The organism is Paraburkholderia sp. J8-2, from assembly GCF_905220195.1.
In the GTDB taxonomy this organism is placed as follows: domain Bacteria; phylum Pseudomonadota; class Gammaproteobacteria; order Burkholderiales; family Burkholderiaceae; genus Paraburkholderia.
In genome coordinates, this window is record NZ_CAJMZA010000051.1 from 1 (window position 1) to 16,571 (window position 16,571).

Below are 16,571 nucleotides of genomic sequence, written 5' to 3' on the forward strand. Positions count from 1 at the left end.
CGCACCAGTATTTCGATTACGTCCGCCGGACGGGCATTCCTGAAAAGCCTGAAATAGGGGCAAACATGACACAGCTTGACGCCGAAGATATCGTGAAGGAAATCGCCGCCGAGACGAATGCTCCCGTTGATCTTGTTTTGAAGATGTATGCGCAGACATGGGACGCATACAGTGATGGGGCGCGCGTCATGGATTACCTGGCTGTCCTGGTTGCACGTCGTGTCCGTGAAGATCTCCGATCTAACCGGAAACGTCAGCAGTGAAACTGCGGTGCGGGGGTCTGCGTGATGGTAAGCGATTGAGGCTTTGCCGATCTCGACATGGACAACGCGGCCGCATGGTCCTCAATAATGTACGCAGGCATCGCCAGGAGGTGTTGCGAACTTCTGTTCGAGCCTGGCACCCTGGCGGGATGACAGAAGGCAAGCCCTATCCGACGGATGTATCAGATGGGGCATGGAGCTTCGCCGCTCCGTACCTGACCTTGATGAGTGAAGACGTACCGCAGCGCCGATGCGGACTGCGCGAAATGTTCAACGCGCTGTGCTGGATGGCGCGAACTCTCTTGGATCACGCGCATATCGATCATGTCGTATCGCGTTCGATCACCGTCAGCTGCGTGGGCAATTTCGAAAAGCGGGTCATCGTAGCCGCCGATGTGGTTGATGGCGACGAGCTAAAGCAGGTCTGGATGCAGCAGTTCAGATGCGGCGATAGTGAATGGCGGGTGAGTACCGCCAATGCGACCAGATTGCCATCGACCGACCACTGATGGAAGACGGGTGCCAGCCAGAAGTGCGGTGGAATCGAACGATTCGCTCGGGCAGATGATGAGCCTTCGCTAACCACTTCCTGACGGTCTCCGCGCTTTGAAGCCATAGCAAATGAGCGCCGCAAGCCACACGGCTGTCAGCGCTAATAGGGTGAACTTGAAGTGGGAATTGATGAGCAGATTCGCGACGGACATCAATCCGGTCGTGAAGCCGCCGCTCAGGCAGGCCACCAAAAAAGCGTAGGGTTCGCGTTCGGCAAATGCGCCTAGGGCCAGATGTACGAGTAGCAAGCCAGACCCCACGATGTAGCCACCGAGAACAGTGAAGACTAATCTCAACCAGGACATGAGCTTGGGCGTTGTTGCCAGCAAGCGCTCACTCGTCAACCCCATGTACTGAAGGTCTTCCGGCAGCAAGGGCGGCCGTATGAATATGAAATAGATACCCACGAAGATTGTTGCAGCGCCGACGGCCGCGAGAAGCCACGCGCAAAGAGGCAGATGCAATGCCCGGCACTTTCTCGTCGCTGTATGCAACACTGGCCACCTCCCTCGCGCAGAATGGCATCAAGCGTTTGAGGCCGACAGCAGTGAGTATTCGCAAACCTGACTAGCTATCAACACGTGAGCTTGGCAAGCGGTACGCCACGGGCACCGCGCAGGTTGTGAGTGCGGAAAGGCGAGCGAGAACGCTCGAACTTGTCTGGCGCGACGGTCGCGCATTACGTCCGAGCGGTCCGTAGCCGCAACGCGTTACCGATGACAGAAACCGAACTCAACGCCATTGCGGCACTGGCAATAATCGGGCTGAGCACAATGCCAAGCCACGGATAGAGCACACCAGCCGCAACCGGAATCCCCACCGCGTTGTAAGCAAATGCGAAGAACAGGTTCTGGCGGATGTTTTTCATCGTAGCAACGCTTAATGTGCGGACGCGCGCAATACCGCGCAGGTCGCCCTTCACGAGCACTACGCGTGCGCTGTTCATGGCGACATCCGTTCCGGTGCCCATTGCGATGCCGACATTGGCCTGCGCGAGTGCCGGTGCATCATTGACCCCATCTCCAGCCATAGCGACGATGTGGCCTTGAGCCTGAAGCTCCTGAACGTGCCTGTATTTGTCTTCAGGCAGAACGCCCGCCTTGACGCCATCAAGCACCAGAGCCTTTGCCACAGCGTTCGCAGTGACCGGGTTGTCGCCGGTGAGCATCACAATCCGGACGCCGGATGCTTTGAGCAGGCGCACCGCGTCGGGTGTGGTTGTCTTCACAGGGTCCGCAACACCGATGTAGCCAGCAAGCTCACCTTCCATCGCAACATACATGACCGTCTGGCCCGCCTCACGCAGCTTGTCCGTATCGAGTTCGACAGGCCGGCAGTCTATATTCATATCGTCCATCAGACGCGCGTTGCCGAGCGACACTGCGTGTCCATCAATTGTTCCGGTCACCCCTTTGCCAGGAACCGCCTCGAAGGCCTCTACCCGTCCCGTGATAGCGCCGACTTCTTTTGCGTGCGCGATGATGGCCTGAGCCAGGGGATGTTCACTGGCACCCTCGAGGCTCGCAGCATAGCCGAGCAATCTCGCTTCCTCCAGGCCGTGGACCGCGACCACTGTCTGTACACGCGGCTTGCCTTCCGTCAGGGTCCCCGTCTTGTCAACCACGACGGTATCCACCTTCTCCATTAATTCGAGTGCTTCCGCATCCTTAATGAGCACGCCTTCGCGCGCACCACGACCGACGCCAACAATGATGGACACCGGTGTGGCCAGGCCGAGCGCGCACGGGCAGGCAATGATAAGTACGCTGATGGCAACGACCAATGCGTTGCCCAGGGCGGGCGCGGGCCCGACCAGGGCCCAGACTACGAACGAAACTGCGGCAAGACCGATGACTGCCAATACGAACCAGCCTGAAACCTGGTCGGCGAGCTTCTGGATGGGTGCGCGCGAGCGTCCCGCCTCTGCCACCATCTGCACGATTCTGGCGAGCAGTGTATCGGAGCCGACCTTCTCGGCACGCATCAGGAACGTCCCGGTCTGGTTGACGGTAGCACCGGTCACTCTATCGCCCGCGACCTTCTCGGCGGGAATCGGCTCGCCGGTAATCATCGACTCGTCGACGCTCGACCGCCCCTCAACAACAATGCCGTCAACCGGTATTTTTGAACCGGGTTTGACACGAAGTGTGTCGCCGACGATGACCGCTTCGAGCGCCACAGTTTCTTCACTGCCGTCGAGCCGGATGCGTACCGCTGTGTGCGGTGCAAGCTGCAGCAGGTCACGGATTGCGCTCGACGTGCGCGAGCGCGCACGAAGCTCCAGTACCTGCCCGAGCAGCACGAGTGTCACGATGACTGCGGCCGCCTCGAAGTAAAGCGGTAACTCGCGTCCATGTCTGAAGGCCTGAGGTAGTACGTTGGGGTAGAACAATGCGAAGACGCTGAACGCATAGGCGGCAGCTACGCCCAGTCCGATGAGGCTGAACATGTTCAACTGCCACGTCACGAACGACTTCCAGCCCCGCTGCAAAAACGGCCAGCCGGCCCATAATACGACGGGGGTCGCGAGCAAGGCCTGGACGCACTGTGACCACGACGCCTGCATCCAGTGCGGTAAGGCCCACTCCCTGAACAGATGGTCAATTGCGGCGCCAATATCTACAGGCAGAACCATCTGCCCCATCGTCATCAGCAGCAGCGGAATGGACAGGACGAGGCCAACCCAGAAACGACGCGTCATCGACTCCAGCTCGACGTTACGTTCTTCGGTAGCACCCGGCGTCACTGGCTCGAGAGCCATGCCACAAATAGGACATGCGCCAGGCGCCGTCGCGCGTATTTGCGGGTGCATCGGGCAGGTGTAAATGACACCGGGAACCGGCCTGGAGACAGGCTTCTGCTGAGCGCTCGTGTACTTGCCCGGGGCCGCCCGAAAGGCCTCAAGACACTTGCTGCTGCAAAAATGGTACGTCTGGTCGCGATGAGTGTAGTGATGTGCCGAATCTGTCGTGACCTTCATTCCGCACACGGGGTCAACGGCTTCCGTTACATCTTGCTGCCCGGCAGAGTGCCCGTGCACGTGCTCAACGGTTTCGTGGTTGTGGATATGCGAGTCATGCATCGTCGATGCTCCCGGCCGTGTTCAATGCACGTGGACTGCGTCATCTCCCAATAGTGTGGGGATGAAGCGTGGCGTACGCGCAGCATAGTCTCTCCATGTCTGGCCGAACTGCTCTTCGGCTTCATGCTCCTCCGACACGGCAAGCCTCACATACATAAACGCAAGCACCGGGAACATCACTAGAGTCACCAGCGTCGGCCACTGCAGCAGGAACCCGAACATGATGACGATAAAAGCAATGTACTGCGGGTGTCGAATCCTGGCGTAAGCGCCGGAGGTTGCAAGCTTCCCCGCACGTTGTGCCGCATACAACACATACCACGCCTGCGCCAGCAGGTAAAAGCCGCCAAATATGAAGACGAGACTCAACAGATGAGGAAAAGAAAAATGCAGATTCCCATGCCGCCCCGTCATCATCCACCAGAGATGTCCCGAATCGTGCGCAAACAGGTCGGTTTGCGGGAATCGGGATTGGAGCCACCCGGAGAACAAATAAATGGTCAGCGGGAAGCCGTACATTTCCGCGAACAGAGCCACGATGAATGCGGAGAATGCACCGAACGTCCGCCAGTCTCGTTTCGTCGAGGGTTTGAAGAAACTGAACGCAAAGATGATGAATACGAGGGAATTGACAAGAGCCAGTCCCCAAAGTCCGTACCCGTTACCTGTATGAATCATGGTCCTCTCCCGGTTTCGAAGGGTTGTTTCGGCCGGAGTGCGAATGATGGCCATGACCATGCCCGTGATGCATGAACAAATGCATTAGCGGGCACGCGAGCAGCAGAAGAAAAGGGAGAACTCCGAGAAAATGTTCTCGATGCTCGGAAAAAAGCAGATACAGAGCGATCAGGCCAAACACGGTCAGGGCAATCGCCGGGCGTGACCTCCAGAAAGGGCGCGCATCATGTGGGACCTCGTTCATCTGACCTCTCCGGTGTCGAATGTGCTCGACTGGTGGGTATCCGGCAATGGCTGGTGTATGCAACGTCCGCATCGCCCCCGGTTCCGACAACTGCAAATTGCAAACTCACTGGGAGCCGACGGATGGCGGCTCCCCAATTCCTACCAAGGCTACTGCCAGACAGGCAGAGGCAATTGATACATGTCAAGACAGCGATGACACGAAATTAGGGTGCTATATGTGCCTGCCATTCAGCATATGACCCACTTTAGTAGTTCCCACCGTGACAGGGTCGATTGGCATGTCGAGAAGTGTGGTTGGACCTGTTGGTTCGCATAAATGGGGCTGATGGAACGACGAACCGGTCAACGCGAGCTGCCGTAACGCACGAAGAGGTGAGGGCATCTCCATAAAAAGAGCCTGGCCAGGAAGCCCGGCCTGAAAGGGATGGTTGCCGCATGAAAGTTTGCAGTTCCATAGACAACCACCCGCGTGGACCAACACGAACCTGAAGGAGTTACGTCGTCCCTGGCAACGGGCTTGCCGCCAGCACCGCAGCGACCGCGAGTGCACCGACAAGTACAACCGCTTCGATATGGAGCACCGCTCCAAAACGACGCAACAGCGCAGTGGGAGGCGTCCGCGATGGTGACTTGAGCATCGACAGGAGTTTCGGCATCTCGAAGAAGCGATTATGGCCACCGAGCGTGGCAGCGATGAGCACAAGCCCGAGCTTGAGCAAAAGCACTTGCCCGTACGTCGACGTCCATAGGTTGGCAGGGGCATTGATGCCTCTCCAGCCGTTGAAAAAGCCCGTGCTGAACAGAACAATCAACGCATATGTCGCTACATCGGAAAGCGATTGCACAAAAATTGCACTGGTCTGGCTCTCGCTTGCTGGCGCATCGAGCACTCGCGGCATCACCACGTAAGTCGTTACGAGAACGAGTCCCACCCATGTGCTTATGGCAAGAAGGTGCAGCCAGTCAGCCCAAACCGGGAGGCTGAACAGTCCGGCATCGACCGGATGTCCACCATTGCTGCGCGCGAGGGCCACACCCGCCACGGCTCCCCATATCGCAAAGCGATATCGCGTATGCTCTCCCGACCACAGAAGCGATAGCGCGACGATACAGAAGGTGAAGAAAGCCCCCACCACCCATGCGTGCCCAAAGCCGGTTTCCTCAATCATCGACCACACCGCAGGACCGGCATCTTGCAGCGCAGAGTCGCTCATCAGAGCGCAATGTGCCCAGAATGACAGCATGCTTGCAAGCAATGAAGCGATAGAGGCCGCCCGAAGTGTCGCGACGAGACGTCGACTAACGAGGTCCTGCCAGGTTGACTCACCGCGCGCGAGCCATTGACTGCAGAGCAGTGCGCCAACACTGACAGCAAATCCCATATTCTGGACGACCACCGACATCAGTCGGAGGATGCCGAGGCCTCCTTCGTTCATCATTTCACCTTGAACGTGTACGTGCCGTTGGTCTTGTGTGCATCGGCAGTCATTACGCCCCACTTGACCGTGTACGTTCCCGTTGCGAGCCTGGGTACGGCAACGGTCATGACGCGCGGATCAGACGTGTCGACCTTGGCTTTCTCCTTCGTGATCGGTGCTCCGCTCGCATCCGAAACATTCGCATAACTAAAGGTCGGCTCGAGTCTTTCGTTAAAGTTGAGTTGAAGCGATTCCGGTCCTACGTCGACCGTGCTGCCTGACGCAGGAACCGCGCTTTCCAGCTTCCCGTGCGCCAGGGCTGCAGGTGGCATGAGCGAAATCGCGATGGCCGCAGCCAAACCGGCCAACTGCCCGATGTTGAGAGTGTTCATGTTTTTGCCTGATCGAATAGTCAGTGCGGGAGTGCTATAGAAGGTGCTCCCGCGTACCCTGGTTATTGCTTCTGCAGCTTGACCACGGTGAGAGCGCCATTCACTTCTTCGGCTACGAAGTCGATCTTGTCGCCAACCTTTACCTGCGACAGCATTGCCGGGTCCTTGACCTTGAAGACCATCGTCATCGCCTCCATGCCAAGGTTCTCAAGGGGACCGTGCTTGATGGTCAGCTTGCCGGCAGTCAGGTCGACTTTCCTGATTTCTCCGTGCGACATGCTTTCTTTCATCTCGGTGGATTGCATGGTCGTACTCCCCATGCTCATGTTGCCCATGTCGCCACTCGCGTACGAGGACGCTGAAAAGGCGAGTGCAAGGCCCAGCGCAAAGGAAGCGAATGCGGTTTTCATCATGTGTTCTCCAGGGTTGCGGGAATGAAACAATTGATCGGTCTATCGCCGACCGGGTGTCATCTAGCCTTCCGGCAATTCGCCGGTGTATTCATAAGCTACGGTGCCTTTAGGATGCTTGAACCACCCGGGGTCACCGTAGTCGTTTCGGCCGAGGTTCTGTCGCACTTTGACGACCGTGAACATGCCGCCCATTTCCAGTGGGCCGAAAGGTCCGGTCCCGGTCATCATCGGCAGTGTGTTGTCAGGCAACGGCATTTCCATCTCGCCCATCGCACCACCTGTGCTTCCCATCGCCATGTAGTCCGGCACCAGCTTGTTGATGCGCTTCGCAAGGTCTTTCTGCGGCACGCCGATGAGATTCGGCACCTGGTGACCCATCGCGTTCATCGTGTGATGCGACTTGTGACAATGGAACGCCCAGTCACCTGGCCGGTCTGCTGTGAACTCGATAGAGCGCATCTGGCCGACGGCAACGTCTGCTGTCACTTCAGGCCATCGTGCCGATGGTGGAATCCAGCCGCCATCAGTACCGACGACCTCGAAGCTGTACCCATGCAGGTGAATGGGATGATTGGTCATCGTCAGATTGCCGAAGCGGATACGGACGCGGTCTCCGGCTCGCACAGGCAGCGGGTCGATGCCCGGAAAGACCCGCGCATTCCACGTCCACATATTGAAGTCCGTCATTTCGTTGACGCGCGGCGTGAAGCTGCCCGGGTCGATGTCATAGGCGGACATCAGGAACACGAAATCGCGGTCCACTGGCATGGTGCCGCGGTCCTTAGGGTGCACGATGAACGTGCCCATCATTCCCATCGCCATCTGCACCATCTCGTCGGCATGCGGGTGATACATGAACGTGCCATGCTTCTCGAGCTGAAACTCATAGACGAAGGTCTTGCCAGGTGGGATATGCGGCTGCGTGAGACCACCCACACCATCCATACCGCAAGGCAGCAGCATCCCGTGCCAGTGCACCGTCGTGTGTTCCGGTAGTTTGTTGGTCACAAAGATGCGAACCTTGTCGCCTTCAACCGCTTCGATGGTTGGGCCAGGCGCCTGGCCGTTGTACCCCCACAGGTTTGCCTTCATGCCGGGCGCCATTTCGCGGACCACTGGCTCCGCAATCAGGTGAAACTCCTTCCAGCCGTTCTTCATGCGCCATGGCAGCGTCCAGCCATTGAGTGTCGCCACGGGCGTATAGGGTCGACCATTGGGCGGAGCAAGTGGCGCCTGGGTGCTGGTCTTGTCCATGCTTGGCGCTTCTGGAAGCGACGCTGCGCCCGCCTTGCTGACCAACGCTGCGCCCAGAAGCGCAGCGCCCGAGCCGCCGAGAAAATTTCGACGTGAAACCATGTTCATTGACCTTCTAAATTCGTCGGCGACGCCGGTTGCATCGCGGGAGCAGGCAGCGGCGAATCCTGCGCCGTGGCCGGTGATGTGGGCGTCGCAGGAGCGGGCGTTGCATCGCTGTGCGGTTCGACCGGCGCCTGCGACATCGCAAGCGGCGGTAGCCGGCCGCCAAGCGACTGTTTCAGGTCCGTCTCCGCAAGCCAGTAGTCTTGCAGCGCGTCGATGTATCCGTTGACAGCAGCGACCTGGTCGCGCGAATCGGCGAGCAGTTCGAATACGCTTGCGAGCATGCCGTTGTAGCGCAGCAGCATTTCGTCCGAGATGGTTTTGCGTACGGGCACGACCTCGTCGCGATAGTGCTTCGCGACGTCGTAGCTCGTCACGTAGGCGGAATACGATTCACGGACTTCCGAACGGGCATCAATCGCCGTCTGTGCGAGCCGGTTGGCGGATTGCATATAGATGGCTTCCGCACGTGCGACCTTTGCGCTGCCCCAGTCGAAGATGGGAATCTCGACACTGATTTCGTATCCGCGCTCATGTCCCTTGTCCGTCTCGAAGTTGTCGAGGTACCCAACTTCAAGCGCATTGATGAACCGGGTAGCCTTGGTGAGCCCAAGTGATGTGGCGACGCTTTGCGTTCGCAGCTTCGCCGCCTGAATGTCCAGGCGGTTCTGCATGGCAAAGCTCTCAAGGTCGTTCAGTTGCGGCCGGTCGTTTGGCAGGTCAGGCAGGCGCTCCGGCAGCTTGTACTGGACGCCTGAACCCCACAGACCCATCGTGCGCGTCAGCTTTTCGCGAGCTGCCACTGACTGCTGCCGTGCCCTTGCAAGTTGCGCGACCGACTCCGCATAGAAAGCCTGTTCGCGCGCATAATCGAGCTTGCTGAAATTGCCCGCCTGGCGCATGCGCAACGCGAGCTCAGCTCCGGCTTCTGCGGACTCCTTGACCTGTGCGGCGTATAACGCTGTCTGCTCGGCCGCTACCGCTTTCACATAGGCTTTTCTAGCGTAGGCGGCCACCGCAAGCATCGCGTTGGCTGTCTCGAGCTTCGTCTGTTCAAACCGGCGGCTCTCGATGCGCGTCGCCAGTGGCAGAGTGAGCACACCCAATACGGCCATCGAAAAAGTCCGGTTGATGGTAAAGCCATCGCTCCAGTGCGTCCGGCTGAACGTAAAACCAGGGTTGGGCAGGCGGCCTGCCTGGACGAGGTTGGCTTCGGAAATGCCAAGTTCGCCGTATGACGCCTGCAGTCCACGGTTGTTCAGCAGCGCGACCTGGACAGCGTCGTCCATGCCGAGCGGCTTCGACAGCAGCTCCTGCGTACGCTTGAAGACAGCGTCGCGGTCCTCGTCGGTTTTCACGAAGATGGCGTCTTTGCCAAGCCGCTCGGACGCACTCGACGATACGGTGTTGAATCCGCCGTCTTTCGAGAAGGTTGTGCAGCCGGCCAGGAACATCATCGCGATGGCGATGCAGGTCACGCGGCTTTGCATGAGGTGCCGCTTCATTTCGCGTCGCCCCCGTGTTCGCGGTTGCTATTCCGGTCGGAGGTCGCGCCTGATTGCTGACCGTGCCGCATCTCCGCCACGCCGCGATTCGGGGTGACGGAGCGGTTCAGTTCTTGCCAGTTCGGCGCTTCCCCGTCCTGCCAGGACTTGTAGGCATCGAAGGCCGATGGTTCGGCTATGACCGGCACGGACGCCCCTGTATCGATCGGTTCAGGAACTACCGTCGCGGCGTGCGCCAGCAAAGGCAACGCCGCGCATGCGCTCATGAGCGCCGCAGAAATTGTTCGCATGGAATGTTCTCGTCGAATGTCACCAGGCAGCCGGTATCGGCCACCAAGGCGCAATGAACGCCGCAGCTATGCACGCTGCGACTTTAGAGTTCAGACGAGAAGGATTCGAGGAGGCCGCTCAATGCCGGCGGTCAAAAATGACGCGGCAGCGGTAGAGGACGGTGGGAAGAGAGCTGTGCCTGCAAGGTCGGGGGACTGGGCCACCGACGGCGTGGTTGGCAACCCGGCGCCGGCGCAGCATGACACGCAGGTCGAGCATGAGTGCGCATGGTGGGTGCCGCCGAGACTGTGCTGATGCGCGCCGCCATCGACTACCTTCTGCCCGCCCGCCATCTCGTGATGATCCACGGCCGCTGGTTGCCCGGCGTCGGTAGCGAACACGACCACTTCGTCCGCACGTGCCGCCGCACACTGCATTGCAATAGCAGCGAACGACTGAACCGGAAGGCTCAGTGCGAGGAACAGGACGAGGAGTGGTTTGCGCCAATACGACATGGGACAAAAGTCTAGCACGACTGAAGGCGAGTCGTAATGTCGGCAGTGTGACGGCGTAGTTGTATCCGCAGTCCACCAAGTCGTCGGCGGTGAAGCCAGGTTGCCGAGAAAGAGGACCGTGCGACGGACTGTGCATATCGCGATAGCTGCGTTTTCCGTCAACTCTGGCGCTCTAGTTCTCTCCAAAGTGCGCGCGACGGATGGCTGTTTTCGGACGATGCAACAGGTACTTGTCGACCCTTGCTGTCACTCGAGCCTGCGCAACGGTAACGGCAGTTTTCTGAAGGATTGTGTTGAAAAAGTCGTGTTTTAGTCGGCACGCATGGGTTGGCAGAACGTTTTCGAGTTATGGTGATCGGCAAAGTGGCGACCTTGAACGAGGCAACGGTCCCCTTTGCTCGTCATGCAACGGCGTGGTTCATCTGCTTGCTTCCTGACATGAACCTCTTGGCCATTCTTCGCAGATTTTGCGCAGTCGCTGCCATCAGAAACTCATCATGGGCACCGCTTGGACCGCGCAGTCGCAGACGGTCGAGTCTCAGAATGCGTTTGAGATGAGCGAAGAGCATTTCCACCTTCTTTCGCTCGCGGCAGGATCGGTTGTACTCAGGCGTCTTCGCAATACGCCTCGTTTCGTCACGAGCAGCTTCATGGATGCTGCGGGCGATCTTGCGGAATGGTGTATTCGGACAGCAGCGATCTTTCATCGAGCAGCTCTCGCAGTCGAGCTGGCTTGCCCGGTAGATGATCGTGTCAGCCTTCGTGACACGCGAGCGCGGATTTTTGAATTTGCGCCGATCACTGCGTAGTGTGTGCCCGGTGGGACAGCGATATTCGTTGGCCAGTTCATCCCATTGGAACTCGCTGCTCGACAATGTGTTGTCCTTGCGTGTGGTTTTATCCCAGACCGGAATATGCGGTGCAATCTCTTTCTGCCCGATCATCCAGGCAAGCATCGCTGCTGATCCATACGCAGTGTCGCCAACAAGACGTCGAGGTTTGAGATCGTGTCCCCGCTCAACGCGGTCAATCATCGTCCGGGTTGATTCCACTTCATGCGAGCGGTTCGCGGGCGTCGCCTCGACGTCAACGATGATCCCTGCCTGCAGGTCAACAAGATAATTGGTCGAGTAGGCGAAGAACGGCAACCCACCCTTGGCAGCTGTCCAGCTCGCGGCGGGATCCGTAAGAGATAGCCTCCCGGGAGGAGTCGGTGTCTCTGCCTTCTCCGCCGCTTCGGTGCCCGCTGGATTCGCTTCTTCCAATGCTTCCAGATACTCCCGCACTGCACGGCTCTGGCCCTTGAGGCAACCCCAGTCGACGGGCTCAGAACCCCGAACACCGCGGACCGAACTCGCGTCGGCTCTGATGATGCTCGCGTCAATCGCGAAACCTTCACCCTTTACGAGCCCTTCGGACATGCATCGACCCAGTACTGACTCGAATACATGGCGCAGCACATCACTATCGCGAAAGCGACCGTGTCGGTTCTTGGAGAAGGTCGAGTGTTCGGGTATGGCGGCCTCCAGCCCCAGAACCATCGATACGCCAAATTCAAATGCACCTCTTCGCATAGCCTGCGCTCGGAACGGATGCCGAAACAGTAGCCGACGATCAACATGCGGATCATGAGCTCCGGATCAATCGATGGCCGTCCCATCGGGCTGTAGAACGGTGCGAGATGCTGGCGTAGATCGCGCAGATCAAGGAAGTGATCGATGCCTCTCAAAAGATGTTCGCGAGGGACGTGGTTATCAAGGTTGAACGAGTAGAAGAGTTCGTCCTGTCCGCTGCCCTGTTGACCCATCATGACGAATCACTCCCGTCGACCGATGTCTTCCAGGATACCGAACATTCCGAACTACGGGCGACTTTTTCAACACAATCTGAAGTCCAGCGGCCACTCGCTCGTCACAGGCTCGCAGAACCAAGAATCGGGTCGAAGGGGCGCGGCCGAACCCTATCGGACCATTCGAACGGGTGGCCAGTGGATTCCGTGAAGTCGGGCGGGAATATTTGAAGCACGGCGGTCGTTTAGCCTGCGGCGATTTCTCGCCAGTCAGACAAGGAGGGAAGTTATGTCTCAGATCTCGTGGGGTCTCAAGGCGGCGGCCGTGATTGCCCTCACCGCCAATTTCACCATTGGGCATGCCGCTGCCGACGATGCTTACGTTGTCAAACCACTCGTGTCCAACGTGGCGGGCGCGGCCCCGAAGGTCGACGGGGTACTGCAGAACGCCTGGGGTGTCGCCTTTAGTCCGGCAGGAAGTCCATTCTGGATCAACGACAATGCCACGGGCTGCTCCACGCTGTATGACGGCGAGGGGACAAAGGTGGCCCTGCAGGTCTCCATCCCGCTACCAGGCAACGTCATACCGTCCGGCGCCTGTCGTCCCGTCTTTCCTAACAATCCACCGAATCCCACGCCTGCGGCGCCAACCGGGATGGTATGGAATCCTTCGTCGGCCTTTCTCGTCCCAGGTACCCAGATCCCGGCCGTATTCATCTTCGCCACCGAAGACGGCACGATTTCCGCTTGGGCCGGCGGGTTGAATCCGGCGAACAACGCCGTGATCGCGATCGATAACTCGTCCAATCCCTCCGCCGTCAACGGGGCCGTCTACAAGGGGTTAGTCTTCGGAGTGAATGCGAAAGGAGGATTCCTGTTTGCGACGAACTTCCGCTCGGGTCAGATCGATGTATTCGGGCCGAACGGTTCGAACGGCCTGTTCACGCCCGCGACGACAGATGGCGGCTTCGCCGACCCGAACATTCCAGCCGGCTACGCCCCGTTCGGTATCGCGAACATCGATGGGGACCTCTTCGTCACCTATGCGCAGCAGGACAGTAAGAAGCACGACGACGTTGCAGGCCGCGGTCATGGATTCGTTGATGTATTTGATACCGACGGCCACCTGCTGCGCCGCTTCGCAAGCCAGGGGCCGCTCGACTCCCCGTGGGGCATCACGCGCGCATCGTTTGCGTTCGGGCGCTTCAGCGGCAAGATCCTCATTGGGAATTTCGGCAATGGCCGAATCAATGTCTTTAACAATGACGGCACGTTCGTCGATCAACTGGAGAACGAGTTCGGCAATCCACTGGCTATCGACGGCCTGTGGACTCTGACACTTGGTGGCGGCCGCAATTCGAGTCCGGACACGCTGTACTTCTCGGCAGGTCCGAACAAGGAGACAAATGGGCTCTTCGGCATCATCGCTCCAGTAAGCAGCTCCAAGGCGCGGGCGTCGGCTCAGACCGGGCAATAGCCGCTAGCACGCGGTTCCATGGGGCGATTTCAGAAACACGACATTGCTGACCATTGACCATTGACGATGTCGATTCGAGTTCGATCCGAAGGACCCCACCCCAGCCGGTCGAGGAGCTCGCTAGGCGCGACCGGCTCTTCTGGGTGAGATCGGGGACAACCTGTTCTCGCGTAGGCAAGTCACAGCCCGGAGGTGGCCGAACCTTGCGTAACGTCCCGCGCGCGAACTCGCAGGCCACGCATCGCGGGTCGGACCGTGGCTGACCCCTTGCCGTCGTTCGAGTCGCCGCGAGAGGAACGGCCGTTTCCAGGTGCGGATTCAACGGACAGTGGTCGGCCTGGCGTTTGTAGGCGAGCTATGTGCGCGACAGCACGCGCGGCGGTCGCCCGGGAGCAAATGCAGCGTTCGTCATCGGTCGAGCAAAGCGTCGATTGTTGTCTGGGATCGGACAAAGCACAGAGGAAAGCGAGAATCTGGTGCGGCCCGTTGCGACCCCTACGTAAGCGCCATTCATTTCGGGGTACATGGACATTGGAAGTTAATACGCAGAAAACTATGCTACTAGCGTGCCCTGCGGTGGTCGCGGTGCTTTGCAGCACCAACGTGCCCTCACGTGAGCTGGAGAACGCCATGAAGCCTATGCTCCATACCTTGCCGGCCGCAGTGCTGGTGACCCTTGTGCTATGTCTCGTCGCTCCGAAGACATTTTCCCAGGGGGTGCCTGATGTGGTGGGATCATGGTCTTTGGTCTCGTTGACCGAATACAGAAGCGGCAACGAAGTCGAGGTGCTCGGTCCGCATCCGGAGGGTCAACTTATCTTTGCCAGCGATGGCCGATACGTTCTGGTTGGACTTCGTGCTGATTTGCCGAAGTTTGCATCGGGAAACCGGCTATCGGGTACTGTCGAAGAGAACCAACGCATCGTCCAGGGCAATTTCGCTCATTTCGGCACTTATACCGTCGATCCGGCGGCACATGTGATTGTTTTCCACATTAAAAACGGTACGTTTCCGAACTGGAACGGCGAGGTTCAACGACGCCCGTTTTCGCTTAATGGCGACCAGTTGACCTATTTCACGCCAGGGAGCTTCGGCTATGGGGCCTCGAAAGTTGTGTGGCAACGATTGAGGTAAGAACCGGGCGGCGGCACCGGCTGCCGTTGCGTGTGTGTCCGGCCGGGGAGCGACGGCTGGTCGCGTGAAAGTGGGCGTTGGAATGTCTCGAAGCGCACACGGGAGCGGTACACGCCGGCTGACTCGAGCCGCGAGGTTTCTTCCTCACGCCGCACTGAACTTCCCTTGACGACCCTGAACGGTCCCTCGGAGCGGGCTAGCCGCAACGGCAGATTCAAGTGCGGAACGGCCGTCGTCACTCGATGGCGCATCCTATACTGGTTCGCGTACCCGAGGTGGCATTAGGCGCGCGCCCGTTTGCCCTGGGTGGGTCCCGAGGTGGTATTCGCGAGAACCCCAGACTAAAGTTTGGTGCTCAAGCAGCTATGCGCCTGCTTCCTTTAAAGCTTGATGACACGTGGGGCCAGGCTTGATGCTTCTTCCCGAGACTGAACGCATCGGTCGTAATCCAAAGCCGCTGGGCAATGCTCCCGGGCGCCACAATTTTCCCATTTCAACGCAATGAATGAGCGCGTTTAAACCGGAGGTCGAAATGGAGCAGGTTTTGCGTGCAGCAGTTGTGCAAACGGGATCAGTCATGTTCGATGTCGAACGCACGCTGGCCAAGGTCGAACAGAACGTAGTCGCGGCAGCGAAGCGCGATTCGCAATTGATGGTGTTTCCTGAGGCTTTTGTAACCGCTTACCCTAAGGGACTTGACTTCGGCGCTTCCGTCGGCGCGAGGACTCCTGAAGGGAGGGAGGATTATCGCCGGTATTTTGATAGTGCTATAGAGGTGCCATCTGTCTGGACCGATCGACTCGCCCAGATCGCACACGATCTAAAGCAATACCTGATCGTCGGTGTGATCGAGCGCAACGGCGGCACGCTTTACTGTACCGTAATCTTCTTGGCGCCCGACGGCAGGCTATTGGGAAAACACAGGAAGCTAATGCCCACTGCGGCCGAGCGTTTGATCTGGGGATTTGGAGACGGATCAACGCTTCCCATATTCGATACGCCCTTCGGTCGTCTCGGTGCAGTGATCTGCTGGGAGAATTACATGCCGCTCCTGCGCATGGCCATGTACGCAAAGGGCATCCAGATTTATTGCGCACCGACTGCGGACAGCCGGCCGACTTGGGTTTCCTCAATGCAACATATTGCAATGGAAGGTCGCTGCTTCGTGCTCTCCGCGTGCCAGCATCTACGTCGCAGCGACGCGCCAGAGAATTATGCGGCGGTCCAAGGGAACAATCCGGATACCCTTCTAATGCGTGGGGGTAGTTGTATCGTGGGCCCCCTCGGTGAGGTGCTCGCTGGCCCCGTGCTTGATGAAGATGCCCTGCTTGTGCACGAGCTGGATCTTGGTGACCTCGCAAGGGGGAAATACGACTTCGATGTTACCGGGCACTATGCGCGTCCAGACATATTCCGGCTCCATGTGAATGAGGCGGCGACTCCACCTGTCGTCTTTGAGCACAATTGAGGTGTTGGTG

Annotated in this window: 15 protein-coding genes and 2 pseudogenes; 6 read left to right on the top strand and 11 right to left on the bottom strand. The window is 58.7% G+C overall.

What is annotated here, in order from left to right:
• Positions 1–263: DUF3562 domain-containing protein (locus tag U5A52_RS41440; protein ID WP_415774136.1), on the top strand; the 263-nt coding region annotated here is incomplete at its 5' end.
• Between the two features lie 149 nt (positions 264–412).
• Positions 413–559 (top strand): annotated as a pseudogene (locus U5A52_RS41445) (transposase); the annotation flags it as partial.
• Positions 560–841: 282 nt separating this feature from the next.
• On the opposite strand, the gene U5A52_RS41450 reads toward U5A52_RS41445, so the two are convergent.
• From U5A52_RS41450 to U5A52_RS41495, 10 genes are all read right to left on the bottom strand, one after another.
• On the bottom strand, positions 842–1,222 hold the full coding sequence (locus U5A52_RS41450; RefSeq protein ID WP_321940093.1) for a hypothetical protein: 381 nt from the start codon (positions 1,220–1,222) through the stop codon (positions 842–844).
• A 272-nt stretch (positions 1,223–1,494) separates the two neighbouring features.
• Positions 1,495–3,897 carry a heavy metal translocating P-type ATPase gene (locus tag U5A52_RS41455; RefSeq protein ID WP_321940095.1) on the bottom strand — a complete coding sequence of 801 codons (2,403 nt, stop codon included), beginning with the start codon at positions 3,895–3,897 and terminating at the stop codon, positions 1,495–1,497.
• Between the two features lie 21 nt (positions 3,898–3,918).
• Positions 3,919–4,575, bottom strand: coding sequence for an isoprenylcysteine carboxylmethyltransferase family protein (locus U5A52_RS41460; RefSeq protein ID WP_321940096.1), 657 nt, complete (start codon positions 4,573–4,575; stop codon positions 3,919–3,921).
• Positions 4,559–4,819, bottom strand: coding sequence for a DUF2933 domain-containing protein (locus tag U5A52_RS41465; RefSeq protein WP_321940098.1), 261 nt, complete (start codon positions 4,817–4,819; stop codon positions 4,559–4,561). The genes U5A52_RS41460 and U5A52_RS41465 overlap by 17 nt, the downstream gene beginning before the upstream one ends.
• A gap of 496 nt (positions 4,820–5,315) precedes the next feature.
• Positions 5,316–6,257: a CopD family protein gene (locus tag U5A52_RS41470; protein ID WP_321940137.1), complete on the bottom strand. Its 942-nt coding sequence runs from the start codon at positions 6,255–6,257 to the stop codon at positions 5,316–5,318.
• Complete coding sequence (gene copC / locus U5A52_RS41475) at positions 6,257–6,631, bottom strand: copper homeostasis periplasmic binding protein CopC (RefSeq protein ID WP_321940100.1); 375 nt, start codon at positions 6,629–6,631, stop codon at positions 6,257–6,259. Before copC ends, U5A52_RS41470 begins: the two co-directional genes overlap by 1 nt.
• Before the next feature lie 62 nt (positions 6,632–6,693).
• Positions 6,694–7,041 (bottom strand): copper-binding protein, encoded by a 348-nt coding sequence (locus U5A52_RS41480; protein WP_321940139.1) that lies wholly within the window; start codon positions 7,039–7,041, stop codon positions 6,694–6,696.
• A gap of 63 nt (positions 7,042–7,104) precedes the next feature.
• Complete coding sequence (locus U5A52_RS41485) at positions 7,105–8,400, bottom strand: copper oxidase (protein WP_321940141.1); 1,296 nt, start codon at positions 8,398–8,400, stop codon at positions 7,105–7,107.
• A gap of 2 nt (positions 8,401–8,402) precedes the next feature.
• Complete coding sequence (locus U5A52_RS41490) at positions 8,403–9,908, bottom strand: TolC family protein (RefSeq protein WP_321940102.1); 1,506 nt, start codon at positions 9,906–9,908, stop codon at positions 8,403–8,405.
• Entirely contained in the window at positions 9,905–10,174 is a 270-nt protein-coding gene (locus tag U5A52_RS41495; RefSeq protein ID WP_321940105.1) for a hypothetical protein, read from the bottom strand. Before U5A52_RS41495 ends, U5A52_RS41490 begins: the two co-directional genes overlap by 4 nt.
• Positions 10,175–10,465: 291 nt before the next feature.
• On the opposite strand from U5A52_RS41495, the gene U5A52_RS41500 reads away from it, so the two are divergent.
• Positions 10,466–10,708: a hypothetical protein gene (locus U5A52_RS41500; RefSeq protein ID WP_321940106.1), complete on the top strand. Its 243-nt coding sequence runs from the start codon at positions 10,466–10,468 to the stop codon at positions 10,706–10,708.
• Between the two features lie 386 nt (positions 10,709–11,094).
• Here the strand turns inward: U5A52_RS41500 and U5A52_RS41505 are convergent.
• Positions 11,095–12,503 (bottom strand): annotated as a pseudogene (locus U5A52_RS41505) (IS1182 family transposase).
• Positions 12,504–12,771: 268 nt separating this feature from the next.
• Here U5A52_RS41505 and U5A52_RS41510 point away from each other — a divergent pair.
• The 3 genes from U5A52_RS41510 to U5A52_RS41520 all read left to right on the top strand — a co-directional run bounded on the left by U5A52_RS41510 (position 12,772) and on the right by U5A52_RS41520 (position 16,561).
• A complete protein-coding gene (locus U5A52_RS41510) occupies positions 12,772–13,959 on the top strand; it encodes a TIGR03118 family protein (RefSeq protein ID WP_321940107.1) in 1,188 nt (395 codons plus the stop codon).
• A 630-nt stretch (positions 13,960–14,589) separates the two neighbouring features.
• Positions 14,590–15,093, top strand: coding sequence for a lipocalin-like domain-containing protein (locus U5A52_RS41515; RefSeq protein WP_321940109.1), 504 nt, complete (start codon positions 14,590–14,592; stop codon positions 15,091–15,093).
• Positions 15,094–15,625: 532 nt separating this feature from the next.
• Entirely contained in the window at positions 15,626–16,561 is a 936-nt protein-coding gene (locus tag U5A52_RS41520) for a nitrilase-related carbon-nitrogen hydrolase (protein WP_321940111.1), read from the top strand.
• Positions 16,562–16,571: the final 10 nt, after the last annotated feature.